The following is a 25,192-nucleotide window of genomic DNA, read 5'->3' on the forward strand; positions in this document are numbered from 1 at the left end:
ATCGGGATTATCCCGGAAATGACAGCGCGCCGCTCGCTTTCGCTGACGGCGCGCAGGGCAAACGCGGCAGACGCGGGAAGGTGTGCGTCAAATTGACGCCCGCCTTTCCCGGGACTGCGCGAAAAGGGAAAACGCGGAAGCTCAGGCCACCGCGTCGGCCGGCTGGCGGCTCAGGAGCGCGATGAGCCGCGCGATCTCCTCGCGCAGCTTGCGGCGGTCGACGATCATGTCGATGGCGCCCTTCTGCAGCAGGAACTCCGAGCGCTGGAAGCCCTCGGGCAGTTTCTCGCGCACGGTCTGCTCGATCACGCGCGGCCCCGCGAAGCCGATCAGCGCCTTCGGCTCGGCGATCACGACGTCGCCGAGAAACGCGAAGCTCGCCGACACGCCGCCCATCGTCGGATCGGTCAGCACCGAGATGAACGGCAGTTTTGCTTCGGAAAGCTTCGTGAGCATGGCCGTGGTCTTGGCCATCTGCATCAGCGAAAGCAGGCTTTCCTGCATCCGCGCGCCGCCCGAGGCCGTGAAGCAGATGAACGGCACCTGCTGCTCGAGCGCGTTCTGCGCGCCGCGCGCGAAGCGCTCGCCGACCACCGAACCCATCGAGCCGCCCATGAACGAGAACTCGAAGCAGGCCACGACGACGGGCAGCGTATGGATCGCCCCGCCCATCACGACCATCGCGTCGGTCTCGTCGGTCTCTTCCATCGCCTCTTTCAGGCGCTCGGGATACTTGCGGCTGTCCTTGAACTTCAGCGCGTCGACCGGGATGATCTCCTGGCCGATCTCGTAGCGGCCTTCCGGGTCGAGCAGGCCGTCGAGCCGTTCGCGCGCGCCGATGCGCATGTGATGGTCGCACTTCGGGCAGACGTGCAGGTTCGCCTCGACGTCGTTGCGATACAGCACCGCCTCGCACGACGGGCACTTGATCCAGAGCCCCTCGGGAATGCCCTTGCGACTTTTCGGGTCGGTTTGCTTGATTTTCGGCGGCAGCAGTTTGTCTAGCCAGCTCATCCTGATTTACCCCTGATTTTTTCCGTCCGGCCGCCGCGAAACGGGCGGCGGACCGGTTCTTTCTTCCGGCCCGCCGCCCGCTTCACGGCGAAAACGTCGATTTTACCGCGTGTCGGCCCTCGGTCCCTCGCTCGGCCCCTCAGCCCCTTAGCCGGCCGCCCCGTCGAGCGCGGCCCGGATTTCGGCGATGAAGCGCGTGAGCGCGTCGGCGGCCTCCGCTGGCGCGGTTTGCTCCAATAACTGCACGATCCGGCTGCCGATCACGACGGCATCGGCCACCTCGGCCACGGCGCGGGCCGAGCCGGCGTCCCGGATGCCGAAGCCGACGCCGACCGGCAACGGCACGCGCGACTTGATGGCCGGGATTTTACTCGCGATGCTCGAAACGTCCAGGTGCGCGGCGCCCGTCACGCCCTTGAGCGACACGTAGTAGACGTAGCCGCTCGCCACCCGGCCCACTTCGGCGATGCGTTCGTCGGTCGAGGTCGGCGCGAGCAGGAAAATCGGATCGATGCCCGACGATTTCATCTTTTCGGCAAAACCAGCCGACTCCTCGGGCGGGTAATCGACGACGAGCACGCCGTCGACGCCCGCGGCCTTCGCGGCGGCGGCGAACGCGTCGGCGCCCATCCGCTCGATCGGGTTCGCATAGCCCATCAGCACGACGGGCGTCGTGTCGTTGCGCTCGCGAAAGCGCTTCACGTCTTCGAGCACGTGGCGCAGCGTGACGCCCTTCGCGAGCGCGCGCTCCGAGGACTGCTGGATCACGGGCCCGTCGGCCATCGGGTCGGAGAACGGCACGCCCAGTTCGATCACGTCCGCGCCGCCGGCGACGAGCGCATGCATGAACTCGACGGTGCGCTGCGGATCGGGATCGCCGGCCGTCATGAACGGGATCAGGCCTTTTTTGCGCTGGGCGGCCAGCGCGTCGAACGTGTGTTTGATGCGGGACATACGGGAGCCCTCTGAATTTAGGGGTTTGCGCTAAAGCCGGGCGAAGCGGCGCGTCATGCGCCGGCCGCGGCTCCGACGGCGACCGCGGGCGCGCACGTCATGGCGCTCACGCGTTCGCGCGCGATCGCGCAATAACTTTCGTTGATTTCGTAGCCGACGAATTCGCGCTGCTGGCGCGCGCAAGCGACCGCGGTCGTGCCACTGCCCATGAACGGATCGAGCACGCGGCCGCCCGGCGGACAACTGGCGAGCACCATGCGCTCGACGATCTCGAGCGGCTTCTGGGTCGGATGGTCGACCCGCTCCGCATGCTGGCGGTGCAGGCGCGACACGGACCAGACGTCCTTCGGGTTGTAGCCCTGTTCGAGCCACTTGCTGCCCTCGAACAGCTTGCGCGAGCGGGCCTTCTTGGTGGCGGCGTCGTAGGGGATGCGCACCGGGTCGAGGTCGAAGTAATAGTCCTTCGATACCGCGAAATAGCCGATGTTGTCGTGGACCGACGTGAAGCGGCGCGTCGTGCCGCCCATGCTCGGCACGCGCCGGTCCCAGATGATCTCGTTGACCATCGTGAGCTTCGTCTTCAGGAACGAGAAGATTTCCGGCGCGTACTGCCAGGTGCAGAACACGTACAGCGAGCCGCTGGCTTTCAGCTTCGGAATCGCCAGTTCCAGCCAGCGACGCGTCCAGGCGAGGAAGTCCTCGCCCGAGCGCATGTCCGAATCGTTGCCGTAATCCTTGCCGAGCCCGTACGGCGGGTCGGCCAGGATCAGGTCGATCGATTCGTCCGGCAGATTCGCCGCGTCGGCCAGAAAATCGCGGTTCAGCAGCGCGATGCCGGGCGGCAGCGCCGGCCGCGACGACAGAACGCCGGCCGCAGGGCTGCCGGCCCGGTCCTCCGTCACGACGTCGGCGGTCGGCGCTACGTCGCCGGCCCAGCCTGCGGCCGGCGCCGCCGCGGCCGAACCGGCATCGGAGGATTCCAGCGCCGGCTGCGGTTCGTCGAACTCGTCGCGCATCGCCGCGGCGCTCAGAACTGAATGCCCGATCGCTCGGCGACCGTGTGCATGTCCTTGTCGCCCCGGCCCGACAGGTTCACCAGCAGGATTTTGTCCTTCGGCAAGGTCGGCGCGAGCTTCGCCGCGTAGGCCAGCGCATGGCTCGATTCGAGCGCGGGAATGATGCCCTCGATCCGGCAGCAGTCGTGGAACGCCTTGAGCGCCTCCTCGTCGGTGATCGGCACGTACTGCGCGCGGCCGCTGTCCTTGAGCCACGCGTGCTCGGGCCCGACGCCCGGATAGTCGAGACCGGCCGACACCGAATGCGTCTCGATGATCTGGCCGTTCTCGTCCTGGAGCAGGTAGGTGCGATTGCCGTGCAGGACGCCCGGCGTGCCGCCCGTCAGCGACGCCGCGTGGCGGCCCGTCTCGAGACCGTCGCCGGCCGCCTCGACGCCGATCAACTGCACCGAACTGTCGTCGATATAGGGGTAAAAGATCCCCATCGCGTTCGATCCGCCACCGACGCACGCAATCACGGCGTCCGGCTGGCGGCCCGTCAGCTCGGGCATCTGCACGAGGCATTCGTCGCCGATCACGCGCTGGAAGTCGCGCACCATCATCGGATACGGGTGCGGCCCCGCGACCGTGCCGATGATGTAGAACGTGCGCTCGACGTTGGTCACCCAGTCGCGCATCGCCTCGTTGAGCGCGTCCTTGAGCGTGCGCGAGCCGGACTCAACCGGCACGACCGTCGCGCCGAGCAGCTTCATCCGGTAGACGTTCGCCGCCTGGCGGCGCACGTCTTCGGCGCCCATGTAGACCACGCATTCCATGCCGAAGCGCGCGGCGATCGTCGCCGTGGCCACGCCGTGCTGGCCCGCGCCCGTCTCGGCGATCACGCGCGGCTTGCCCATGCGTTTCGCGAGCAGCGCCTGGCCGATCACGTTGTTCACCTTATGCGCGCCGGTGTGGTTCAGGTCCTCGCGCTTCAGATAGACCTGGGCGCCGCCGAGCAGCTCGCTCCAGCGCCGCGCGTGGTAGACCGGCGACGGCCGGCCGACGAAATACTTCAGCTCGTTCTGATATTCGGCGACGAAATCGGGATCGTGCTGGTATCGGGCGTAGGCCGCGCGCAACTCGTCGAGCGCGTGGATTAGCGTTTCGGCGACGAACACGCCGCCATATTGGCCGAAATGGCCTCGTTCATCGGGTAAGTTGTACATGCGTCACTCTCTGGTCGGGCAGCCCGCGCGCCGTTGCGGCACTACGCGGTTGCGCTGCCTGAATCATCCCTCGCGTCCGCCTCGCGCACTGCGCGCACGAACGCCGCCATGCGGGCGTGATCCTTCACGCCCCTAGCGCCCGCCACCTCGATGCCGCTGGAGACATCGACCGCGTAGGGGCGCACCTGGCGGATCGCCTCACCGACGTTTTGCGCGTTCAACCCACCACTCAAAACGGCCCGACGCGCGAGCCCTGCAGGGATAAGAGACCAATCGAAGACCTTCCCGCCGCCGCCGTACCCTTCGACATGGGTGTCGAACAGGAGGCCGCTGGCTGACGAATAGCATTGCGCCGATTCTACCAAATCGGCCCCCCGAGTATCGGCCGCCACCCGCAGCGCCCGCAACCAGGGCAAACCGGCAAGTGTGGCGAGCGACTCGCACTGCGCCGGCGTCTCGTCGCCGTGGAGCTGCAGCAGCGTCAGCGAAACGTTGCTCGCCACCTCGCCGAGCCACTGCGGCGTCGGGTTGACGAAGAGGCCCACCACCGAGACGAACGGCGGAATGTCCCGGATCAACTCGACCGCCTGGGCGATGCTGACCGAACGCGGGCTCGGCGGGTAGAACACGAGGCCGATGGCGTCCGCGCCGAGGTCGATGGCGTGCGCGACCGACTCGGGCGTCGACAGCCCGCACAGCTTGATGCGCGTGCGATGCGTGCCGGCCGGCGGGAATTCGGGGCGAAGGTGGCGGGAAGCGGACGGTTCGGCGGAGTTCATGGGTCGGGAGAAAGTTTTTGGCAATCGTAACCGGATTTGCGCGACTCGCTTCGGCCGGCCGGCATCAGGGACCGTCGGCCCAGACCGCGCTCCACGGCACGCTCGCGGTCTGCGGCTCCGGCACCGCGAACGTTTCAGGATAGCTCACCCGGGCGAGGTAGAGCCCGTCCGGCATGAACGTCGGCGCGGCCTGCGCGCGATCGCGGCTCGCCAGCACGTCACCGAGCCACGGCGGCGGATAGCGGCGGCGCCCGACGGCGACGAGACACCCCATCAGGTTGCGCACCATGTGATGCAGGAACGCGTTCGCACGAAAGCGAAAATGGATGAAGTCGCCCTGCGGCCGCACGTCGATCTGGTACAGATGCTTGACCGGCGTTTTCGCCTGGCACTCGGACGAGCGGAACGCCGAAAAGTCGTGCTCGCCGATCAGGCAGGCCGCCGCCTCGCGCATGGCGTCGACGTCGAGCGGCGTGTGGACCCAGCCCGCGCATCCGGCCAGCATCGGCGAGCGCACGGGGTGGACGTACAGCACGTAGTAGTAGGTGCGCTCGAAGGCCGAGAAGCGCGCATGAAACGCCTCGGGCATCGGCTGCGCCCACTGCACGGCAACCGTCGGCGGCAGGAACGCGTTGGTGCCGCGTACCCACGAGAACGGCGCGCGCTCGAGTCCGGTATCGAAATGCACGACCTGGCCGAGGCCGTGGACGCCCGTGTCGGTGCGGCCCGCCACGACGGTCGGCAGCGGCACGCAGGCGAATTCGCGCAGCGCGCGCTCCAGCTCGTCCTGCACGGTCCGGCGGTGCGGCTGGGACTGCCAGCCGCAAAACGCGGCCCCGTCGTATTGAACGCCGAGCGCGATGCGCATGGTTCGCGTCAGGACAGCGGCGCGAGCGTCGAGAGCAACGCCTGGGCGTCCGCGCGCGTTTCGTGGTCGTTCGATTCGATCACTTCGTTGATGAGCGTGCGCGCGCCGCCGAGATCGCCGAGCGCGATGTATTCACTCGCGAGATCGAGCTTGTTGCGCGCGATGCGCGCCAGTTGCTCCGGCGTGAAGACCGGCACCGGCTCGGCGGAGTCGGGCGGCAGGTCGAGATCGAAGTCGAGCGTCAACGCGCCGAAGCGCGCGGCGCCGAGACCCGCCACGGCGGCGCTACCCGACGCGCCCGCTCCGGCCGTGGACGGCGCGCTCGCGCGGCGCCTCAGCACAGGTTCTTCCGGGTCGGCAGGTTCGGGTTCGGGCTCATCCGGTGCCGGCGCCGAGGCAGACGGCAGATCCTCCGCCATCGGCTCGCCGACGCGCGGCGGCAGCGGCATGTCGAGGCTGTCGAGCACATCGACGGCCTCGTGCGAAAAGGCGGTCGACGGCGCGGCGGATCGAACCGCGTCGTCCGCCGCGGCTTCTTCGGGCTGGATCGACGGCGCGGGCTCGTCGGCGGCATGGAACGCGTCGTCCAGGGGACCGGAAGCGATCGGCTCCTCCTCCGGTTCGGGCTCGAAGTCTTCGGCAGCCATCGGCGCCGCCTGGGAATCGGCCTGCGCCGTTTCCCAGGTCGACGGTTCGGCATCGTCGCGAGCCACCGGTTCGTCGTCATGCGGTACGTCGAACGCGTCATGCGCCGGCCATTCGCCGGCCTGCGTTCCGGTCTCTTCGTGATGCCATGCCGTCGGTTCCGCCGGCAATTCGGCGGCGCCCGATTCGGCGGCGCCCGCAAGATCGTCCCCGGCATTCGCGTCGGCTTCGGTCCGGCGATCGTCATGCGAGTCGTGCCCGGGCTCGAACGAAAACGGATCGTGCGCCGTATCGGGCAGAGACGGCGGCAAGGTTTCCTCTGCCTCGCTGTGCGACGGCCAGGCAGGCTCGGCCCCCGCGGTTTCGCGAGAAGACCCGGCACGGTCGGCCGACAGGTGCAATGCCACGCCGTCTTCGCCGCCGTCGTCCATATTGTCGGCATCGTCATGACCCGAATGCGTCGCCATGACGGTAGCCGCGGGCACCGCCTCGTGCGCAGCGCTTTCGTCCGACGCCCCGGCATGCGGCTGACCGGCGTCCGGCTGCGCCGCGGCGGCGTTTTCGTCCGCCAGCCGTCGCGCCTCGGCGCGCTTGCGCCGGCCGATCATCAGGGCAACGATCAATGCGAGCAGCGCGGCGCCGATCGCCGAAGCGACGCCGGCGCTGATCCTCGACAGGTCGAACCCGGACGATGCGGTCGGCGCCGTGCCGTAGGCAACGCCCGATCCCGCCGGGATGCCCGGCACCGATGCCGCGCCCGGCGACGACGCCACGGCGCCGGCCGCCGGCTGGCCGGACGCGCCGGCCCTGACGAGCCGGTGCTTCTGCAGGGCCATCAGCACGCGGCTCTTCAGGGCAAGCAACTGCTGGAGGCTGGAAACGGGCGCCGACGCCTCGCTGGCGAGGCCTCCCGGCCCGGCTGCAAGCGAGCCCGACGCGCCGGTCGCCGGCACCGCCTGAATCGACCCGCTCCAGACGTGCCCGTTGCTCGCGGGCGCGGCGGCAACGGCTACGCTGGCCGAGCCGGTTCCGGACGCGCCCGCCGCGCCCGTCGTAGTCGCGCTGCCGGCGACGGCAGCCGCTGCCGACAGCGCGCTCGCCCCGACAGGAGAACTGGCAGTAACCGCCGCGCTGGCGCCAATCGTCGTCGCCGCGCCAGAGGCCGAGCCGACCGCGCCGGCCGTCGTACCCGAAGAAGCCTGCGCCGGCGCCGACGCGGCCGGCTGCGCGACCGCCTCGGCATTGCTTGCGGCAGCAGCGGCCGGGACCGCCGCCGTCGGCCCGCTGGCAGCCTGGGCAGCGCTCGCCGATGCACTCGATGTACCCGATACGCCCGACTCCGTCGACGAAGCCGGCTCCGCGGCCGGCGCCGGTTGGGAAGCCTGAGGCGTCTGCGCGACCGGCTCTGCGGCCGCGGGCGCCAGCCCCGGCGGCACGTCGAGCACGGCGCCGATCTTCAGCCGGCTCGGGTCGTGCCGCATGAACGCGTCGGGATTCGCCGCGAAGAGCGCGCGCCCCACCCGCGAGAGCGTGGCGGGATCGTGGGACTGCGCGATGTCCGCCGCCACGGCGCTCAGCGACTGGCCCGGATGCACCGTATAGGAAGACGGAGCGCCGGCGGCCGAGGCCGATTGCGGGCCGCCGGCCAGCGCACATGCCGCCGCCACGGCCAGCGCCATGCCGGTGGCCCGGACTCGCCGGCGCGTGATCGTGGATTGCCGTTGCGTGTCGAAAGCAGAATCAAATCGGGCGATCATCGGAGGTTCTGGCGCGCCGCCGTGCGGCAGTCGATTCAGGTGAAGTGGGACGAAGACGGGATGCGCGGAAGGCCCGCGCACGCACAAAAAAACGCCGCGACGGGCGCGGCGTTCTTCGATACCGGGGTCCGCGCGTCATACACAACGCGCAGTTTACTTTACTTGTCGAGCAGAATGCGAAGCATCCGGCGCAGCGGTTCGGCGGCGCCCCACAGGAGCTGGTCGCCGACCGTGAACGCCGACAGATATTCGCCGCCCATCGCGAGCTTGCGCAGCCGGCCCACGGGCACCGAGAGCGTGCCCGTCACCACCGCGGGCGACAGCTCGCGAATCGACGCCTCGCGCTCGTTCGGCACGACCTTCACCCAGTCGTTGGCCGAGGCGAGGATGCCCTCGATCTCGTCGAGCGGCACGTCCTGCTTCAGCTTGATCGTGAACGCCTGCGAGTGGCAGCGCATCGCGCCGATGCGCACGCACAGGCCGTCGACGGGCACCGAGCCCGGCTCGCCCATCGCCGGCTTGCCGAGAATCTTGTTGGCCTCGGCGCCGCCCTTCCATTCCTCGCGCGACATGCCGTTGCCGAGATCCTTGTCGATCCACGCGATCAGCGAACCCGCGAGCGGCACGCCGAAATGTTCGGTCGGCATGCGCTCGCCGTGCATCGCCGAAAGCACGCGTCGGTCGATGTCGAGAATCGCCGAGGCCGGGTTCGCGAGGTCTTCCTTCGCCGCGCCGTAGAGCGTGCCCATCTGCTGCAGCAGCTCGCGCATGTTCTGCGCGCCCGCGCCCGAGGCGGCCTGGTAGGTCATGGCCGTCATCCAGTCGACGAGGTTCTCGCGGAACAGGCCGCCCAGCGCCATCAGCATCAGGCTCACGGTGCAGTTGCCGCCGATGAAGTTCTTCTGCCCCTTCACGAGCGCGTTCTTGATGACGTCGAGGTTGACGGGATCGAGCACGATAACCGTATCGTCCTTCATGCGCAGCGACGACGCCGCGTCGATCCAGTAGCCGTTCCAGCCCGCCGCGCGCAGCTTCGGAAACACCTCGTTCGTGTAGTCGCCGCCCTGGCAGGTGATGACGACGTCGCACTTCTTCAGCTCGTCGATGTTCGACGCGTCCTTGAGCTTCGTCTCGTTCTTCGCGAACGACGGCGCGTCGCCGCCTGCGTTGCTGGTGCTGAAAAACACGGGTTCGATCAGGTCGAAATCGCGCTCTTCCTGCATGCGCTGCATCAGCACGCTGCCGACCATGCCGCGCCAACCTACGAGACCTACGTTCATGACATACCCTTCAGATGGACATCTTCCCCGCTACGCTGTCCGCCCGGCGTGACCGCGCGGGGAAGATGGGCGGGCACGACGGACGATCAGCGCTTCGTGATCGTTTTGGGGGTAATCGCCTTGGCGGCGAAAATGGCGAGCGTAATCGCACGGGCCGTTTTGCCGTGGATTTTCGAAATCGAAGTGATCTGGGAGATCGTCGCCATGCCGGGAGTCTACACGAAATACCTGAAAATCGCCCGTCTATGCGGAAAACGCGCACGCAACGCGGGGAAGAAATTACGCGAAAAACCGGGCGGCGCGAACGCCGCCCGCCGTCCTCAGAGCGCGGCCACGACCGCGTCGCCCATCTCCGCCGTGCCGACCTGGCGGCAGCCCGGCGTGACGATGTCGGCCGTGCGATAGCCCTGCTCCAGCACCTTCCCGACCGCGCGCTCGATGCGATCGGCCTGTTCGGCGCGATCGAGCGAGTAGCGCAGCATCATCGCGGCCGAGAGGATCGTCGCGAGCGGATTCGCGATGCCCTTGCCCGCGATGTCGGGCGCCGAGCCGTGCGACGGCTCGTAGAGCCCCTTGTTGTTCGCGTCGAGCGAGGCCGAGGGCAGCATGCCGATCGAACCCGTCAGCATCGCGGCTTCGTCCGAGAGGATGTCGCCGAACAGGTTGCCGGTCACGACCACGTCGAACGCCTTCGGCGCCTTGACGAGCTGCATGGCCGCGTTGTCGACGTACATGTGCGAAAGCTCGACGTCCGGGTATTCCTTCGCAACGTCGATCACCACGTCCTTCCAGAGCTGCGAGGTTTCGAGCACGTTCGCCTTGTCCACCGACGTGAGCTTCTTCGCGCGCTTTTGCGCGGCCTGGAACGCGACGTGGGCGATGCGGCGCACCTCGGGCTCCGAGTAGCGCATCGTGTCGAAGCCTTCGCGCGCGCCCTTGAAGAGACCGTCGGGCGATTCGCGCAGGCCGCGCGGCGAGCCGAAATAGATGTCGCCGTTCAGCTCGCGCACGATCAGGATGTCGAGGCCCGACACGATCTCGGGCTTCAGCGACGAGGCGCCCGTCAACTGCGCATAGCAGATCGCCGGGCGGAAGTTCGCAAAAAGCTGCAGGTGCTTGCGCAGCCCGAGGATCGCCTGCTCGGGGCGCAGCGCGCGCTCGAGCTTGTCGTACTTCCAGTCGCCGACCGCGCCGAACAGGATCGCGTCGGCGGCCTTCGCGAGCGCGAGCGTCGCCTCGGGCAGCGGATGGCCGCTCGCCTCGTAGCCCGCGCCGCCGACGGGCGCTTCCTCGAGCTCGAATGTCTCGCCGAGCGCCTTGAGCACCTTGACGGCCTCGTTGACGATCTCGGGACCGATGCCGTCTCCCGGCAATACCGCAATCTTCATCTGCTGATTCCTTGAACAGGTTTCGTTGTGCGCGTTCCGGCGGCGCCTAGCCGACGATGCGATGGCCGAGCCACGGCTGCCGCGCGAGGCGCTCGGCCTCGAACTGGCGAATCTTGTCCGCGTGGCGCAGCGTGAGGCCGATGTCGTCGAAGCCGTTGAGCAGGCAGTAGCGCCGGAACGCGGCCACCTCGAACGGATACTCGGTCGCGCCGTCGGCCGTGCGCACGACCTGCGCATCGAGGTCGACCGTCAACTGGAAACCGTTGAACGCATAGGTCTCGTTGAACAGGTGATCGACCTGCTGCTCCGTCAGCGCGATCGGCAAGAGGCCGTTCTTGAAGCAGTTGTTGTAGAAGATGTCCGCGAAGCTCGGCGCGACGATCGCGCGAAAGCCGTACTGCTGCAGCGCCCACGGCGCGTGTTCGCGCGAGCTGCCGCAGCCGAAGTTCTTGCGCGCGAGCAGGATCGAGGCGCCCTGGTAGCGCGACTGGTTCAGCACGAAGTCCGGGTTCAGCGGTCGCTTCGAGTTGTCCTGGCCCGGCTCACCGTGGTCCAGATAGCGCCATTCGTCGAACGCGTTCGGCCCGAAGCCGGAGCGCTTGATCGACTTGAGAAACTGCTTCGGAATGATCGCGTCCGTGTCGACGTTCTCGCGATCGAGCGGCGCCACGACGCCGGTGTGCACGATGAATTTATCCATGATTCATGATCCCGATGAAAACCGGCGCGCCGGCCATTGCCCGGACGGCATTACAGCGCGTGCTGAACCGCGCGGGACGAATCGCTGATGTCCTGACCGAAGCCGGCCACCGTGTTGCAGCCCGCCAGCGAAAGAAAGGTGCCGGCCAGCAGAAGAAGGGCGACGTGGCGCAGGAAAGCGCTTTTTTTCATGACATTTATCCCAGTTTGCGAATATCGACGAAATGCCCTTCGATGGCGGCGGCGGCGGCCATCGCGGGGCTCACGAGATGCGTACGGCCGCCCGCGCCCTGGCGGCCTTCGAAGTTGCGGTTCGACGTGGAAGCGCAGCGCTCGCCCGGTTCCAGACGGTCCGCGTTCATCGCGAGACACATCGAGCAGCCCGGCTCGCGCCATTCGAAGCCCGCGTCGGTGAACACCTTGTCGAGCCCCTCGCGCTCGGCCTGCGCCTTCACGAGACCCGAGCCCGGCACCACCATCGCGAGACGGATGTTCGGCGCGACGCGCCGGCCGAGCTTCTTCACGACCCACGCGGCCGCGCGCAGGTCTTCGATGCGCGCATTCGTGCACGAGCCGATGAAGACCTTGTCCGGCTTGATCGCGTCGATCGGCGTGTTGGGCTCGAGCGCCATGTACTTGAGCGCGCGCTCCATCGCGTCGCGCTTGACCGGATCCTTCTCGCGCTCGGGGTCGGGCACGCGGCTGTCGACCGAGGTGACCATCTCCGGCGAGGTGCCCCACGTGACCTGCGGGACGATGTCGGCCGCGTTCAGCTGCACCACGCGGTCGAACGGCGCGCCCGCGTCGGAGTGGAAGGTCTTCCAGTACCGCACGGCCTCGTCCCATTCCGCGCCTTGCGGCGTGAACGGGCGGCCCTTCAGGTATTCGACCGTGGTGTCGTCGACGGCGACCATGCCGGCGCGCGCGCCCGCCTCGATCGCCATGTTGCACACCGTCATGCGGCCTTCCATCGAGAGCGCCCGAATCGCCGAGCCGCCGAACTCGATGGCGTAGCCCGTGCCGCCCGCCGTGCCGATCCTGCCGATGATGGCGAGCACGATGTCCTTCGCCGTGCAGCCGCGCGGCAGCGGACCCTCGACCTTCACGAGCATGTTCTTGCTCTTCTTCTGCAGCAGCGTCTGCGTGGCGAGCACGTGCTCGACTTCGGACGTGCCGATGCCGTGCGCGAGCGCGCCGAACGCGCCGTGCGTGGACGTGTGCGAGTCGCCGCAGACGATCGTCATGCCGGGCAGCGTCGCGCCCTGCTCGGGGCCGACGATGTGCACGATGCCCTGGCGCTGGTCGTTCATCTTGAACTGCGTGATGCCGTAGGCATCGCAGTTCGCGTCGAGCGTGTCGACCTGCAGCTTCGAAACGGGATCGGCGATGCCGTTGCGGCGGTCGGTGGTCGGCACGTTGTGATCGGACACCGCGAGGTTCGCGCTGATGCGCCAGACGGGCCGGCCGTTCAGCTTCAGGCCTTCGAACGCCTGCGGGCTCGTGACTTCGTGCAGCAGTTGACGGTCGATGTAGAGGAGCGTCGTGCCGTCTTCTTCCGTGTGGACCACATGGGAGTCCCACAGTTTGTCGTAGAGAGTCTTGGCCATGGTATGCGGGGAAAGGATGACTGCGGGCAATGCGTTATCCGGAGATTATGCCACGCCATCGGTCCCGAAGCCTACATCGCATGGGAAAAACCGATACAAAACATGGGGTTGGGTGGTAGTGCCGATACCTGTATCCGCGTTACCCGGCAGCGGAAGGCCGCCGCCGCGATGGCGGCGGCGGGCGGCGGCGAGCGGCGCCGTGCGAGCGGCGAGCGGCGGCAAGACTCGAGGCGCCGGGGGACGACACGAGGCCCCCGGTTCCCGCGAATGTCCGCCGGCCGGCGGACACGACGACCGGAACCAGCCGGAACAACCCGTGGAACAACCCGTCGGTCAAGGCAACGTCGAAACGACTAACGGGAACGGATCGGCCCGCACCCGGAACGCCTACGGCCGGCTCGCGAGCTGCGCGGCAAACGCATCGTTGAAGCCGCGGAACTGCTCGTGGTATTTCTCGATGCCCTGCTCCGCGGCGAACCGCAGCGGCAGCACGCGCTTGACCAGAACTTCCCGCGCGTCGGGCTGCGTTTGCAGAATCTCCATGACCTCGGCGACGAATTCCGCGAGCGGCATCGCGTGCGGATCGCTCGCCTGCTGCTCGCCGAGCAGTTCGGTCTGCACGTAGGGCGGCACGATCTCGACGACGCCCACGGACGTACCCTGCAACTGGTAGCGCAGCGCGTCGCTCCAGGCATGGACGGCAGCCTTGGTCGCGCTGTAGGTCGGCGTCGACGCCAGCGTGAAAAACGCGAGCCCCGACGAGACGGTCATCACGGTCGAGCGCGACTGGCGGCGGAGCACGGGCAGCAACGCGGCCGTCAGGCGGATCGGCCCCAGCAGGTTCGTCGCGACGATCGATTCGGCCGCCGTGACGTCGACAGCCTCGGCGCGCCAGTCCTCGACCCGCATGATGCCCGCGTTGTTGACGAGCACGTTCAGGTCCGGAAACCGGCTCGCGACTTCGGCCGCGGCGCGCTCGATCGCGCGCGGGTCCTCGACGTCGAGCACGAGGGTTTCCATGCCGGGGTTGGCCTGCGCGAGCGCGTCGAGCAGCGCCTGCCGCCGCCCCGCGACGATCACCCGGTTGCCGAGGCGGTGAAACGCCTCGGCAAGCGCGCGGCCGATGCCCGAGCCACCGCCCGTAATCAGCATGGTATTGCCTGTCGTTTGCATAGTCCTTCTCCGATGAAGTTAACGGGTCGTGCGAGAATAGGCCCATTACTCTCATTTGAGAAGTAGGCATCATTTTGTGCGGTACTTACCCGATAGTAACGAATGGAGAGAGGGGAAAAGCGCCATGGCGAAAACCCAGCCAAAGACCCGACCGGACCGGCACGCGGTCACTTTCGTCTCGCCGGCCGGCGAGCCGTCCACGCCCGGGCTCGATGCCGTCGTCCTCGACGTGATCGGCCGGATCGCCGACAAGTGGACCCTGCTCGTCCTCGAGGTACTGGCCCAGGACGGCGTGCTGCGCTTCACGCGCATCGGGCAGCGCGTCGGCAACATCAGCCAGCGCATGCTCACGAAGACGCTGCGCCAGCTCGAAGAAGACGGCCTCGTCCTGCGCACGGCGCATCCGGAAGTGCCGCCGAGGGTCGAGTATCAGCTCACGGCGCTCGGCGAAAGCCTGTGCGCCGCGCTCTGCGGCATGTGGACGTGGGCCTTCGAGCATCAGGACGAACTGCTCCGCCTGCGCGCGGCGGCGACGGCCGGGCAGGAAGAAGCGAAGGCTTAACGGAAAGCCCGACGCGCGGGCCGGCGCGAGGCTCGTGCGCGCTCAGGAACTCTCGCGCACGACGAGTTCGAACCCGAGATCGACGACGGGCTCGGGCACCGGCTCGCGGCGCGTCATCGCGAGCAGCATCTGCGCGGCCCGGCGCCCGACTTCGGCGCGCGGCGTGCGGATCGTCGTCAGGCGCGGAAACGCGTGCGCCGAACCGGGCAGGTCGTTGAAGCCGACCATCGCGACGCGCCGCGGCACCGGCACGCCGAGGCGCAGCGCCTCGAGCAGCGCGCCGTGCGCGAGGTCGTCGTTGCCGAAAAAGATGCCGTCGACGTCCGGGTGCTGCGCCATGATCCGCGCGAACATCTCGCAGCCGAGTTCGACCGACGAAGGCTCCGGCGACAGGAACTCGAGCACGGGATCGTGGAGCCCCGCTTCGCGCAGCGTCGCGCGAAAGCCGTCGCCGCGCTGCAGGATGCGCGGGTCGAGCTGCGCCGCGACGAACGCGTTGCGCCGGCGGCCGCGCTCGACCAGATGCTGCGCCGCCGCGCGCCCCGCGTCGGCCTGGGCGAAGCCCACGCAATGCACGCCGGGCTCGTGCGAAATGTCCATGATGTGCACGCAGGGCACGCCGCTCGCCTCGATCATCTGCCGCGTGGCGTCCGTCTGGCCCGAGCCGGCGAGAATCATGCCGCTCGGCGGCGAGGCGAGGTAGTGGCGGATCAGGTGCGCCTCCTCGTCCTGCGCGTAATGCGAATTGCCGATCAGGATCTCGAAGCCGTGCGGCGTGAGCACGCTGTGGATCGATTCGAGCACGTCCACGAAAACGAGGTTCGACAGCGACGGCACGAGCACCGCGATCGCCTCGCTGCGGGCCGAGGCGAGCGCGCGGGCCGCCGCGTTCGCGACGTAGCCGAGTTCGCGCGCCGCCTCGCGCACGCGCTCGACGTACTCGGCCCCGACCGTGCTGACGCCGCGCAGCACGCGCGACGCCGTGATCGTGCTCACGCCGGCCCGGCGCGCGACCTGCTCGAGCCGCGGACGGCCGGTACTCCGGGTTTTCCTGTGTGCCGTTTTTTCCATAGGGCGACTAGGATAGCGCTACCCAGGCGGCGGCACCAAGTTAGGGGCGTCCCTGCCGCAACAATATTTCGATGGCGCCGTGCCCGCGCGAACCGGCCGATGCGGCCGTTTTTTTTCGGGCACTTGAGATAGCGCTATCTCCCGATACAGATGGACCTGTACATGCAAGAACGGCAAGAACCGATGTCCGCGATCGTCGTCATGGGCGTGGCCGGCTGCGGCAAGTCGAGCGTCGCGACCGCGCTCGCGGCGCGGCTCGACGGCGGCCGCCTGATCGAAGGCGACGCGTTCCACCCGGCGGCGAACGTCGCCAAGATGCGCGCCGGCACGCCGCTCGACGACGCCGACCGCGCCGGCTGGCTGGCGCGGCTCGCCGACGAGTTGCGCGACGTCCGTGCGGCCGGCGGCTATCCGGTGCTGGCCTGCTCGGCGCTCAAGCGCCGTTATCGCGACCGGCTGCGCGAGGCCGTGCCCGCGCTTGGCTTCGTCTTTCTGGAACTGACGCGCGCCGTCGCCGCCGAGCGCGTGGCGAGCCGCGGCGATCATTTCATGCCGGCCTCGCTCGTCGACAACCAGTTCGCGACGCTGGAGCCGCCCGCCGGCGAGCCGCTGACGCTCGCGCTCGACGGCACGCGGCCGGTGGCCGATCTCGTCGAGGCCGCCGTCGCCTGGCGCCGCCGGCACGGTGCGCATGAAATGCACGCGGGGCAACCGGAGCACACAATCTGACGAGGTTGCCCGGCCGCGCGAGACGGCGCGACCGGATTGCCCGACGGCGCCGCCTCGCGCACGACCCGGCAAGCGGGTCCGCCGCGGCGGCGCCACCCTCGCCCCAAGCCTCCGACAACGCGCGAAGCGCGAAACGCGCACGGGCACGCCCGGCGCGAACCGAATCCCGGCATACCGGCACACCATATGGAATCACCATGAAGAAACTCAGAACGGCCATCATCGGCTGCGGCAAGGTCGGGCACTTCCATGCCCGCGCGCTCGCGAAGCTCGAGCATTCGGAATTCGTCGCCGTCAGCAGCAGCTCGCTCGAACGGGCCCAGACCTTCGCCCGGCAATACGGCGACGGCGTGCGCGCGTTCGACAACGTCGAAGCGATGATCGACGCGGCGCAGGTCGACGTCGTCTGCATCTGCACGCCGCATCCGCAGCACGCGCCGGTCGCCGTCGCCGCCCTGCAGCGCGGCTGCCACGTGCTGATCGAAAAGCCGCTGGCCTCCTCGCTCGAAGACTGCGACGCCATTCTCTCGTGCGCGCAAACGCACGGGCGCACGGTCGGCGTCGTCTGCCAGCGGCGCTTCTATCCGTCGGCCCAGCGCATCCGCGACGCCATCGACGCGGGCAAGATCGGCCGCCCCGCCATCGGCAACGTCGTCATGCTCGGCTGGCGCGACCGCGCGTACTACGAAAGCGATCCGTGGCGCGGCTCGTGGAAGGGCGAAGGCGGCGGCGTGCTCGTCAACCAGGCGCCCCATCAGCTCGACCTGCTGCTCTGGTACATGGGCGAGATCGACGAGGTCTACGGCGTCTGGAAGAACGTCAACCACGACTACATCGAGGTCGAAGACACGGCCGCGGCCATCGTCAAATTCAGGAGCGGCGCCATCGCCAACCTCCTCGTGAGCAACGCGCAGAACCCGGCGCTCTACGGCAAGGTCCACGTGCACGGCGAGAACGGCGCGTCGGTCGGCGTGCAGACCGACGGCGGCGCGATGTTCATCGCGGGCGTCTCGGGCATCGCGGAGCCGCCCTTCAACGACGTCTGGACCGTCAGGGGCGAGGAGCATCTGCTCGACGAATGGAAGCACGCCGACGCCGAAGCGTTCGCCGCGCCCGACGCGCTCTACCGCTACCACGAGCTGCAGATCGACGATTTCCTGACCGCCGTCGCCAACGGCACGAGGCCGCTCATCGACGGGCTGGACGGGCGCCGCACCGTCGAGCTGTTCACGGCCATCTATCGCAGCACGCAACGCAACGCCGCGATCCGCTTTCCACTCTGATCCGACCTCCATCCCGCTTCGAGACAGGCGGCACACCCAGGCGCCCGTCGCGCGGCACGCGCGACGGGACAGACTGAGGACACCATCATGAAAACCACAAAGACCCGATACTTCATCGTTTTTCTGCTGTTCGTCGTCACGGCCATCAACTACATGGACCGCACGAACCTCGCGATCGCGGGCAGCCGCATCCAGGCCGCGTTCCACCTGTCCGCCACGCAGCTCGGCCTGCTCTTCTCGATGTTCACGTGGACCTACGCGGCCGCCCAGCTCCCCATCGGCTACCTGCTCGACCGGGTCGGCTCGCGCCTGCTCTACGGCGGCGCCATCGTCGTCTGGAGCGTCTGCACCTTCGCGATGGGCTTCGCGTCGCATCCCGTCTTCGCGACCGCGAGCGCCTCGTTCGCGATGATGCTGGTCTGCCGCGCGCTGATCGGCCTCGCCGAAGCGCCGTCTTATCTGTCGAACACGAAGATCATCGCGAACTGGGTGCCGAAGCGCGAACGGGCACGCGCAACGGCCACCTACATCAGCTCGCAGTACATCGGCCTCGCGCTCTTCACGCCGGTCCTGACCTTCATGACGGCCCACTACGGCTGGGAAACGACGTTCTACTGCACGGGCGCCGTCGGCTTCGTGTTCGGCGTGTACTGGCTCGTCGTCTATCGCGATCCGGGCGACAGCAAGAAGACGAGCCCGGCCGAACTCGAACTCATCAAGGCGGGCGGCGGCTACGGCTCGCAGGACCAGTCGGCCATCGGCCAGCGCGTGGACGGCCGGGACATTCTCTTCTTCCTGAAGAGCCGGACCGTCTGGGGCCTCTTCATCACGCAGTTCGCCTACAACTCGACGCTGATCTTCTTCATGACCTGGTTCATCGTCTACCTCGAGAAGGCGCTGCACCTGACGCTCTCGACGGCCGGCGTCGGCGCGACCATTCCCTACCTGATGGCGATGGTCGGCATGCTGGCGGGCGGCTTTCTCAGCGACAGCCTGCTCAAGCGCGGCAAGTCGGTCACGGCCGCGCGCAAGATTCCCGTGATCGTCGGCCTCGCGCTCACAGCGACGATCGTGTTCGTCAACTTCTTCGAGAGCCAGCCCATCGTCGCGATCGGCATCCTCTCGCTCGCCTTCTTCGGCAACAACGTCGCGAACCTCGGCTGGGTCGTGTACACCGACGTCATCCCGCGCAACTACATCGGCACGATGGGCGGCTTCCTGAACCTGTTCGGCAACCTGTCGGGCATCAGCACGCCGATCGTCTTCGGCATCATCCTGCAGCGCACGCACACGTTCCACTACGCGATGTGGTACGTCTCGATCGTCGCGATCCTCGGCATCCTGTCCTACGTGTTTCTCGTGGGCAAGATCGAGATGCTCGTGCCGCCGCAGCGGCGCGCGCAAGACGCCTTGCCCGTCACCCAGGGGAACTGATCCGGCGCGCCGGCCGGCGGCCGCAAAAACCGGGCGCGAAACTGGAAGAAAAACCGGGGAAAAGCCCGGCGGAAGAACCGGCAGGAAGCGTCGGCAAAAGACCCGGCGAAAAGGGCGCGCGGCGGAAACGGGAAACGAGCCGCCGAAAGGCGGCTAGGCCGCGCGCAGCCGCAAACGCAGCGCGACGGCGATGGCCGCGACGAGCAGCGTGCTCGTCATCGAGACGACGCCGGGCCAGCGGTGCAGCGTCCAGAACACGCCGCCCAGCGAGCCGACCACGCTCGAACCCATGTAGTACGCGAACAGATAGAGCGACGAGGCCTGCGCCTTGTTGGCCTGCGCGCGGGCGCCGACCCAGGCGCTCGCCACCGAGTGCGTGCCGAAGAAGCCGATGGTCAGCACCGCGATGCCGGCGACGATGAGCCAGAGCCGGTCCGAGAGCGTCATCAGCGTGCCGGCCAGCATCAGCACGAAAGTGGCCGGCAGCACGGACGGGCGGCCGAACCGCCCCGACAGGCTGCCCGCCCAGGCCGAGCTGACGATGCCGAACAGGTAGACCGCGAAAATGAAGCCGATTTCGGCCTGGCCCATCGAGAACGGCGGCGCCATCAGGCGATAGCCGACGTAGTTGTAGACGGTGACGAAGCTGCCCATCAGCAGGAAGCCCTCGACGAACAGCAGCGGCAGGACGCCGTCGCGCAGGTGCGTGGCGAAGGCCCGCGTGAGCGGCGCGAGGCGCAGCTCGCGGCGCACGAAATGCCGCGAGGCCGGCAGGTAGCGCGCGAGAATCGCGGCGCACAGCACGCCGAGCACGCCGATCGTCATGACCGCGGCGCGCCAGCCCCAGACGTCGGTGACAACGCCGGTCAAAAGCCGCCCCGCCATGCCGCCGAGCCCCGTGCCGCCGACGTAGAGCCCCATCGCGATCCCGAGCGAGCGCGGATGCATCTCCTCGCCGACGTAGGCCATCGCGACGGCCGGCAGGCCGCTCAGCGCCACGCCCGTCAGCGCGCGCACGACGAGCAGCGTCGGCCAGTGCGGCAGCGTGGCGCAAACGACGGTGAGCAGCGAAGAAACCAGCAGCGACGCCACCATGACGGGCTTGCGGCCCCACGCTTCGGAGAGCACGCCCGCCACCAGCATCGACACGGCGAGCAGCCCCGTGGTCAGCGACAGGGCAAGGCTCGCGCCGGCCGCGCTCACGCCGAAATCGGCGGAGAAGAGCGGCAGCAGCGGCTGCACGCAGTAGAGCAGCGCGAAGGTCGCGAACCCCGCCGCAAACAGGGCGAAATTGGTTTTCATGAACGCCGGCGTGCCGTGCTCGATTTTCTCCGGCACGGCTTGCGCCGCCCTGGCTACCGCGGCCAGCGTATTGACGTCCTGCGCTCCCATGATCCGACGACTCCGCCTCGCTGTACTGTTGCAAAGCAGCATGATCGGCGAGAACGACATCGTCGTCCAATATTGTTTTGGCTGCGAATAATACATAATCGCTATCATGGATCTTCGCCGCATCCGCTATTTCGCCGTGCTCGCCGAGGAGCTGCATTTCGGCCGGGCCGCGCAGCGCCTGAACATCGCGCAGCCCCCGCTCAGCCAGCAGATTCGCGTGCTCGAGGACGAGCTGGGCGCGCGGCTGTTCGAGCGCAGCAACCGGCACGTCGAGCTGACGCCGGCCGGCAAGGCGCTGCTGCCCGAGGCGCGCGCACTGCTCGCGCAGGCCGAACGCGCGGGCACGGTGGCGCTGCGGGCGCAGCGCGGCGAGCTCGGCGAGTTGCGCGTGGGGTTCACGAGTTCGGCGGCCTTCAGCACGGTGATTCCGCGGTTGATCTACGCGTACCGGCATCGTCTGCCGGAGGTCCATCTGCGGCTCGAGGAGCTGACGACGCAGCAGCAGTTGACCGCCATGCTCGAGCGGCGGCTCGAAGTCGCGTTCGTGCGCGGCCCGGACAAGCCCGACCTCCCGCCGACGCTCGAAGCCACGCGCCTGCTCCAGGATTCGCTCGTGGCCGTGCTGCCGGCCGGCCACGCGCTGCTTGCGCGCGAAGGCCCGCTCTCGGTCGGCGCGCTCAGGGACGAGGCGTTCGTGATGTACCCGAGCGAAAGCGGCACGGGCGTGTACGACCAGATCCTCTCGCTCTGCCGCCGGGCCGGCTTCGCGCCGCGCGTCACCCAGGAGGCAAAGCAGGCGCCGACGATCGTCGGGCTCGTCGCGGCCGGCCTCGGCGTCTCGCTCGTGCCGGCCTCGCTGCAGAACATCAACGTGAACGGCGTGGCCTACCGGCCGTTGCGCGAGAACGCCGCGCGCTCGGCCATGTGGCTCGTGCTGCGCGCGGGCGCGCGATCGGAGCAGGAGACGCTGTTCGCGACCCTTGCGAAGGAAATCGCGCAGCAAGCCGCCCGCGAACCGCAATCGCAGACGCAGACGGGCTGAGCCGGCCCGGCGCTGTCGGACCTGCCGTATCGAAAAACAGGCTTCATGCTAGGATGGCCGCCGACCCTTCTTCACGAACGGCCGCGGCCGCCTCGCGCCGTGCCGTTCCGGCACTCCACACACGAGGATCTCCCATGACCCATCCCGCTCTCACACGAGGCGCCGTCGCCGTCATCACCGGCGGCGCGGCCGGTATCGGACTCGCCGCGGCCAAACGTTTCGCGCAGCTCGGCATGCGCATCTGTCTCGCGGACCTCGGCGCAGACCGCCTCGCGCAAGCCGCGCAGGAAGTGGCCGCGCTGACGGCGAACGGCGCGCAGGACGTGCTCACGTTCGAGACGGACGTAACTCGCGTCGACGATCTGCGCCGTCTGGAAGCGGCCGTGCGCGAGCGCTTCGGCGGCACCGACGTGCTGCTGAACAACGCGGGCATCCAGCCCGGCAGCAGCCTGTTCAGCCCGACGGAAAACTGGGAGCGCATCCTGAACGTCAACCTGTGGGGCGTGATTCACGGCACCCAGGCGTTCGTGCCGGAGATGATCAGGCGCGGCCGGCCCGGGCTCGTCATCAACAGCGGCTCCAAGCAGGGCATCACGACGCCGCCGGGCGACCCCGCATACAACGTCTCGAAGGCCGGGCTCAAGGCCTTCACCGAAGCGCTCCAGCACGAGCTGCGCAACACGCCGGGCAGCAAGATCAGCGCGCATCTGCTGATTCCGGGCTTCGTGTTCACCGAGCTCACGCGCAACGGCCGCAAGGAAAAACCGGCCGCCGCGTGGACGCCGGAGCAGACCGTCGATTTCATGATGGAGAAACTCGACGCCGGCGACTTCTACATCCTGTGCCCGGACAACGACGTACCGCGCGCACTCGACGAGCGGCGCATTCTCTGGGCCGCGGGCGACATCGTGGAAAACCGCCCGGCGCTCTCGCGCTGGCACCCCGACTACGCGGCGGCGTTCGAGGCGTTCGTCAAGGCGCCGCGCTGACCGGACCGGCGGCGGCGGACATGGCCGCACGGTCCGCGCCGCGCCCGCCGCGCCCTGCATGCACGCCCCCTCTCGAGCTACTCTCATGTGGCAACCCAGCGAAACCTATCCCGACCCCGCGGTCGAAGTGCTCGACCCGCGCTTCCTCAAGTATCGAATCACGAGTGCCGCCGTGGAGCGGCTCGCCACCGGCATGCGCTTCGGCGAAGGTCCGGTGTGGTTCGGCGACGGCCGCTACCTGCTCTGGAGCGACATTCCGAACAACCGCATCATGCGCTGGGACGAAGAGACCGGCGCGGTGTCGGTGTTCCGCAAGCCGTCGGGCCACGCGAACGGCAACACGCGCGACCGCCAGGGGCGCCTGATTACCTGCGAGCACGGCAACCGGCGCGTCACGCGCACCGAGTACAGCGGCGCGCTGACCGTGCTCATCGACCGCTTCGACGGCAAGCGGCTCAACTCGCCGAACGACGTGGTCGTGAAAAGCGACGACAGCATCTGGTTCACCGATCCGACGTTCGGGATTATGAGCAACTACGAAGGCGTGAAGGCGGACGCCGAGCTGCCGACCCACGTCTACCGGCTGGACCCGGCGACGGGCCGCGCCGAAGTCGTCGCCGACGACATCGCGAATCCGAACGGCCTCTGCTTCTCGCCCGATGAAAGCCGCCTCTATGTCGTCGAATCCGGGTCGAAGCCGCGGCGCATCCGCGTCTACGACGTGGAAGACGGCCGCCGCCTCGCGCGGGGCCGCATATTCGTCGACGCGGGCGAGCGCGGCGCGCCGGACGGCTTTCGCTGCGATACCGACGGCAACCTCTGGGCCGGCTGGGGCACGGGGCCGGGGCTCAACGGCGTCCGCGTATTCGCGCCGGACGGCACCGCGATCGGCCACATCGCCCTGCCCGAGCGCTGCGCCAACCTGTGTTTCGGCGGCGCCGCGCACAACCGGCTCTTCATGGCAGCCGGGCAATCGCTCTATTCGCTTTACGTGGACGCCACGGGCGCCCACGTCTTCTGATTTTTCCGCGCACCCCGAATTCCCGCTTTTTTCCGGAGATCCCGATGTCCGCCGATGTTCGATCCCCCGTCCCGGCCGAGGCCGGCGCCGCGCTCGAGGCACGCTACGGCACGCCGTGGCAACTGCCGCTGCCCGCCTGGAACGACACGCTCGCCGCGCTGCTCGCGCATCGCTCGGTGCGCGCGTACGCCGACCGGCCGCTGCCCGCAGGCACGCTGGAAACGCTGATCGCCGCCGCCCAGTCGGCGGCCAGCTCGTCGAATCTGCAGACATGGAGCGTCGTCGCGGTCGAGGACCCGGACCGCAAGGCGCGACTCTCGGCGCTCGCCGCCAATCAGTCGCACATCCGCAAGGCGCCGCTCTTTCTCGTCTGGCTCGCCGATCTCGCGCGACTCGAAGCCGCCGCGCACCGCACGTCCGCGCCGACCGGCGGCCTGCCCTACCTCGAAACGCTGCTCGTCGGCATCATCGACGCGGCCCTCGCGGCGCAGAACGCCGCCGTCGCGCTGGAATCGCTGGGGCTCAGCTCGGTTTACATCGGCGCGATCCGCAACCATCCCGAGCAGGTCGCCGCCGAGTTGGGCTTGCCGCCGCGCGTGCTGCCCGTGTTCGGCATGTGCGTCGGCTATGCCGATGAAAGCGAACCGGCGCAGGTCAAGCCGCGCCTGCCGCAATCCGTCGTGCTGCATCGCGAACGCTACGACGCGCAAGTCGATCAGCCCGGCATCGCGGCCTACGACCGCGTCATGTCCGCATTCCAGACGACGCAAGGGCTCGAGGCGGCAGGCTGGACCCGCCGCTCGCTCGAGCGCTGGCGCAGCCCCGAGGCCCTGCACGGCCGCGACCGCCTGCGCGAAGCGCTGAACGCGCTCGGGTTCGAGTTGCGCTGACATCCCGGGGCGCGGCGCGCTCGCCCGCATCGACGCCAGCGCCAAGCCGGCGGCCGGTCACGGCCGTACCGCTGCGTGCAATCAATAAGCAAACGCCCCAACGGACGAAGCCCGTTGGGGCGTTTGCGCTTCTTCATCGAGCCGGACGGGTTGCTCGTCGCATGCGCCAGCCTCGCGCCGTGCGCATGCGCTCGAGACCCGACGCGCTTAACGCTGCGAAATCGGCTTCGCCTCGCGCGGCGTCTCGCCAACGAAGAGCTGGCGCGGACGGCCGATCTTCTGCTCCGGGTCCGCGATCATCTCGTTCCACTGCGCGATCCACCCCACCGTACGCGCCATCGCGAAGATGCACGTGAACATCGACGTCGGAATGCCCAGCGCCCGCTGCACGATC

At 68.5% G+C, this 25,192-nt stretch carries 24 protein-coding genes; 8 read left to right on the forward strand and 16 right to left on the reverse strand.

The window, feature by feature from the left end; translation table 11 throughout:
* Positions 1-141 precede the first annotated feature (141 nt).
* The 13 genes from accD to CY652_RS18430 all read right to left on the reverse strand — a co-directional run bounded on the left by accD (position 142) and on the right by CY652_RS18430 (position 14,385).
* The gene (gene accD / locus CY652_RS18375; RefSeq protein ID WP_102132145.1) at positions 142-1,014 is read right to left on the reverse strand and encodes an acetyl-CoA carboxylase, carboxyltransferase subunit beta; all 873 of its coding nucleotides are present in this window, start codon (positions 1,012-1,014) and stop codon (positions 142-144) included.
* A gap of 147 nt (positions 1,015-1,161) precedes the next feature.
* Positions 1,162-1,968, reverse strand: coding sequence for a tryptophan synthase subunit alpha (gene trpA / locus CY652_RS18380; RefSeq protein ID WP_102132146.1), 807 nt, complete (start codon positions 1,966-1,968; stop codon positions 1,162-1,164).
* 53 nt (positions 1,969-2,021) lie between these two features.
* Entirely contained in the window at positions 2,022-2,984 is a 963-nt protein-coding gene (locus CY652_RS18385) for a DNA-methyltransferase (protein WP_102132147.1), read from the reverse strand.
* Between the two features lie 11 nt (positions 2,985-2,995).
* Complete coding sequence (gene trpB, locus CY652_RS18390; protein WP_102132148.1) at positions 2,996-4,189, reverse strand: tryptophan synthase subunit beta; 1,194 nt, start codon at positions 4,187-4,189, stop codon at positions 2,996-2,998.
* A 41-nt stretch (positions 4,190-4,230) separates the two neighbouring features.
* Positions 4,231-4,968 carry a phosphoribosylanthranilate isomerase gene (locus CY652_RS18395; protein WP_102132149.1) on the reverse strand — a complete coding sequence of 246 codons (738 nt, stop codon included), beginning with the start codon at positions 4,966-4,968 and terminating at the stop codon, positions 4,231-4,233.
* A gap of 64 nt (positions 4,969-5,032) precedes the next feature.
* Positions 5,033-5,836, reverse strand: coding sequence for a tRNA pseudouridine(38-40) synthase TruA (gene truA / locus CY652_RS18400; RefSeq protein WP_102132150.1), 804 nt, complete (start codon positions 5,834-5,836; stop codon positions 5,033-5,035).
* 8 nt (positions 5,837-5,844) lie between these two features.
* Positions 5,845-8,238: a FimV/HubP family polar landmark protein gene (locus CY652_RS18405; RefSeq protein WP_146010143.1), complete on the reverse strand. Its 2,394-nt coding sequence runs from the start codon at positions 8,236-8,238 to the stop codon at positions 5,845-5,847.
* A 158-nt stretch (positions 8,239-8,396) separates the two neighbouring features.
* On the reverse strand, positions 8,397-9,518 hold the full coding sequence (gene asd / locus CY652_RS18410) for an aspartate-semialdehyde dehydrogenase (RefSeq protein WP_102132152.1): 1,122 nt from the start codon (positions 9,516-9,518) through the stop codon (positions 8,397-8,399).
* A 320-nt stretch (positions 9,519-9,838) separates the two neighbouring features.
* Positions 9,839-10,906: a 3-isopropylmalate dehydrogenase gene (leuB, locus tag CY652_RS18415; protein ID WP_102132153.1), complete on the reverse strand. Its 1,068-nt coding sequence runs from the start codon at positions 10,904-10,906 to the stop codon at positions 9,839-9,841.
* A gap of 46 nt (positions 10,907-10,952) precedes the next feature.
* Positions 10,953-11,606 carry a 3-isopropylmalate dehydratase small subunit gene (gene leuD / locus CY652_RS18420; protein ID WP_102132154.1) on the reverse strand — a complete coding sequence of 218 codons (654 nt, stop codon included), beginning with the start codon at positions 11,604-11,606 and terminating at the stop codon, positions 10,953-10,955.
* A 50-nt stretch (positions 11,607-11,656) separates the two neighbouring features.
* Positions 11,657-11,797, reverse strand: a complete 141-nt coding sequence (locus CY652_RS24155) for an entericidin A/B family lipoprotein (RefSeq protein ID WP_146010144.1) — start codon at positions 11,795-11,797, stop codon at positions 11,657-11,659.
* A 5-nt stretch (positions 11,798-11,802) separates the two neighbouring features.
* Positions 11,803-13,212, reverse strand: coding sequence for a 3-isopropylmalate dehydratase large subunit (gene leuC, locus CY652_RS18425; protein ID WP_102132155.1), 1,410 nt, complete (start codon positions 13,210-13,212; stop codon positions 11,803-11,805).
* A 387-nt stretch (positions 13,213-13,599) separates the two neighbouring features.
* On the reverse strand, positions 13,600-14,385 hold the full coding sequence (locus CY652_RS18430) for an SDR family oxidoreductase (protein ID WP_102132156.1): 786 nt from the start codon (positions 14,383-14,385) through the stop codon (positions 13,600-13,602).
* Between the two features lie 124 nt (positions 14,386-14,509).
* Here CY652_RS18430 and CY652_RS18435 point away from each other — a divergent pair, with 124 nt between their 5' ends.
* Positions 14,510-14,947: a winged helix-turn-helix transcriptional regulator gene (locus CY652_RS18435; protein ID WP_102132157.1), complete on the forward strand. Its 438-nt coding sequence runs from the start codon at positions 14,510-14,512 to the stop codon at positions 14,945-14,947.
* 42 nt (positions 14,948-14,989) lie between these two features.
* Here the strand turns inward: CY652_RS18435 and CY652_RS18440 are convergent, their stop codons facing one another.
* Entirely contained in the window at positions 14,990-16,018 is a 1,029-nt protein-coding gene (locus CY652_RS18440) for a LacI family DNA-binding transcriptional regulator (RefSeq protein ID WP_102132158.1), read from the reverse strand.
* Between the two features lie 162 nt (positions 16,019-16,180).
* On the opposite strand from CY652_RS18440, the gene CY652_RS18445 reads away from it, so the two are divergent.
* The 3 genes from CY652_RS18445 (at position 16,181) to CY652_RS18455 (ending at position 19,464) form a co-directional block, all read left to right on the forward strand.
* Complete coding sequence (locus tag CY652_RS18445; protein WP_102132174.1) at positions 16,181-16,747, forward strand: gluconokinase; 567 nt, start codon at positions 16,181-16,183, stop codon at positions 16,745-16,747.
* Between the two features lie 197 nt (positions 16,748-16,944).
* Positions 16,945-18,030, forward strand: a complete 1,086-nt coding sequence (locus CY652_RS18450) for a Gfo/Idh/MocA family protein (RefSeq protein WP_102132159.1) — start codon at positions 16,945-16,947, stop codon at positions 18,028-18,030.
* Positions 18,031-18,117: 87 nt separating this feature from the next.
* On the forward strand, positions 18,118-19,464 hold the full coding sequence (locus tag CY652_RS18455) for an MFS transporter (RefSeq protein WP_102132160.1): 1,347 nt from the start codon (positions 18,118-18,120) through the stop codon (positions 19,462-19,464).
* 153 nt (positions 19,465-19,617) lie between these two features.
* On the opposite strand, the gene CY652_RS18460 is transcribed toward CY652_RS18455, so the two are convergent.
* Positions 19,618-20,856 carry an MFS transporter gene (locus CY652_RS18460; RefSeq protein ID WP_102132161.1) on the reverse strand — a complete coding sequence of 413 codons (1,239 nt, stop codon included), beginning with the start codon at positions 20,854-20,856 and terminating at the stop codon, positions 19,618-19,620.
* A 106-nt stretch (positions 20,857-20,962) separates the two neighbouring features.
* Between CY652_RS18460 and CY652_RS18465 the strand changes: the two genes are divergently transcribed.
* The 4 genes from CY652_RS18465 (at position 20,963) to CY652_RS18480 (ending at position 24,798) form a co-directional block, all read left to right on the forward strand.
* Positions 20,963-21,898 carry a LysR substrate-binding domain-containing protein gene (locus tag CY652_RS18465; protein WP_102132162.1) on the forward strand — a complete coding sequence of 312 codons (936 nt, stop codon included), beginning with the start codon at positions 20,963-20,965 and terminating at the stop codon, positions 21,896-21,898.
* A 134-nt stretch (positions 21,899-22,032) separates the two neighbouring features.
* Entirely contained in the window at positions 22,033-22,887 is an 855-nt protein-coding gene (locus CY652_RS18470; RefSeq protein WP_102132163.1) for an SDR family NAD(P)-dependent oxidoreductase, read from the forward strand.
* Between the two features lie 85 nt (positions 22,888-22,972).
* Positions 22,973-23,908, forward strand: coding sequence for an SMP-30/gluconolactonase/LRE family protein (locus CY652_RS18475; RefSeq protein WP_102132164.1), 936 nt, complete (start codon positions 22,973-22,975; stop codon positions 23,906-23,908).
* Between the two features lie 44 nt (positions 23,909-23,952).
* Positions 23,953-24,798 carry an NADPH-dependent oxidoreductase gene (locus tag CY652_RS18480; RefSeq protein WP_102132165.1) on the forward strand — a complete coding sequence of 282 codons (846 nt, stop codon included), beginning with the start codon at positions 23,953-23,955 and terminating at the stop codon, positions 24,796-24,798.
* Between the two features lie 207 nt (positions 24,799-25,005).
* Here the strand turns inward: CY652_RS18480 and CY652_RS18485 are convergent.
* Positions 25,006-25,192 (reverse strand): citrate/2-methylcitrate synthase (locus CY652_RS18485; RefSeq protein ID WP_308410394.1); only part of this gene is annotated, 187 nt, incomplete at its 5' end.

Source organism: Burkholderia sp. WAC0059 (assembly GCF_002870125.1).
In the GTDB taxonomy this organism is placed as follows: domain Bacteria; phylum Pseudomonadota; class Gammaproteobacteria; order Burkholderiales; family Burkholderiaceae; genus Paraburkholderia.

Bases quoted from the DNA above. Each gene is read 5' to 3' on its own strand.
- accD (WP_102132145.1), bottom strand. From the start codon at position 1,014: ATGAGCTGGCTAGACAAACTGCTGCCGCCGAAAATCAAGCAAACCGAC.
- trpA (WP_102132146.1), bottom strand. From the start codon at position 1,968: ATGTCCCGCATCAAACACACGTTCGACGCGCTGGCCGCCCAGCGCAAA.
- CY652_RS18385 (WP_102132147.1), bottom strand. From the start codon at position 2,984: ATGCGCGACGAGTTCGACGAACCGCAGCCGGCGCTGGAATCCTCCGAT.
- trpB (WP_102132148.1), bottom strand. From the start codon at position 4,189: ATGTACAACTTACCCGATGAACGAGGCCATTTCGGCCAATATGGCGGC.
- CY652_RS18395 (WP_102132149.1), bottom strand. From the start codon at position 4,968: ATGAACTCCGCCGAACCGTCCGCTTCCCGCCACCTTCGCCCCGAATTC.
- truA (WP_102132150.1), bottom strand. From the start codon at position 5,836: ATGCGCATCGCGCTCGGCGTTCAATACGACGGGGCCGCGTTTTGCGGC.
- CY652_RS18405 (WP_146010143.1), bottom strand. From the start codon at position 8,238: ATGATCGCCCGATTTGATTCTGCTTTCGACACGCAACGGCAATCCACG.
- asd (WP_102132152.1), bottom strand. From the start codon at position 9,518: ATGAACGTAGGTCTCGTAGGTTGGCGCGGCATGGTCGGCAGCGTGCTG.
- leuB (WP_102132153.1), bottom strand. From the start codon at position 10,906: ATGAAGATTGCGGTATTGCCGGGAGACGGCATCGGTCCCGAGATCGTC.
- leuD (WP_102132154.1), bottom strand. From the start codon at position 11,606: ATGGATAAATTCATCGTGCACACCGGCGTCGTGGCGCCGCTCGATCGC.
- CY652_RS24155 (WP_146010144.1), bottom strand. From the start codon at position 11,797: ATGAAAAAAAGCGCTTTCCTGCGCCACGTCGCCCTTCTTCTGCTGGCC.
- leuC (WP_102132155.1), bottom strand. From the start codon at position 13,212: ATGGCCAAGACTCTCTACGACAAACTGTGGGACTCCCATGTGGTCCAC.
- CY652_RS18430 (WP_102132156.1), bottom strand. From the start codon at position 14,385: ATGCAAACGACAGGCAATACCATGCTGATTACGGGCGGTGGCTCGGGC.
- CY652_RS18435 (WP_102132157.1), top strand. From the start codon at position 14,510: ATGGCGAAAACCCAGCCAAAGACCCGACCGGACCGGCACGCGGTCACT.
- CY652_RS18440 (WP_102132158.1), bottom strand. From the start codon at position 16,018: ATGGAAAAAACGGCACACAGGAAAACCCGGAGTACCGGCCGTCCGCGG.
- CY652_RS18445 (WP_102132174.1), top strand. From the start codon at position 16,181: ATGCAAGAACGGCAAGAACCGATGTCCGCGATCGTCGTCATGGGCGTG.
- CY652_RS18450 (WP_102132159.1), top strand. From the start codon at position 16,945: ATGAAGAAACTCAGAACGGCCATCATCGGCTGCGGCAAGGTCGGGCAC.
- CY652_RS18455 (WP_102132160.1), top strand. From the start codon at position 18,118: ATGAAAACCACAAAGACCCGATACTTCATCGTTTTTCTGCTGTTCGTC.
- CY652_RS18460 (WP_102132161.1), bottom strand. From the start codon at position 20,856: ATGGGAGCGCAGGACGTCAATACGCTGGCCGCGGTAGCCAGGGCGGCG.
- CY652_RS18465 (WP_102132162.1), top strand. From the start codon at position 20,963: ATGGATCTTCGCCGCATCCGCTATTTCGCCGTGCTCGCCGAGGAGCTG.
- CY652_RS18470 (WP_102132163.1), top strand. From the start codon at position 22,033: ATGACCCATCCCGCTCTCACACGAGGCGCCGTCGCCGTCATCACCGGC.
- CY652_RS18475 (WP_102132164.1), top strand. From the start codon at position 22,973: ATGTGGCAACCCAGCGAAACCTATCCCGACCCCGCGGTCGAAGTGCTC.
- CY652_RS18480 (WP_102132165.1), top strand. From the start codon at position 23,953: ATGTCCGCCGATGTTCGATCCCCCGTCCCGGCCGAGGCCGGCGCCGCG.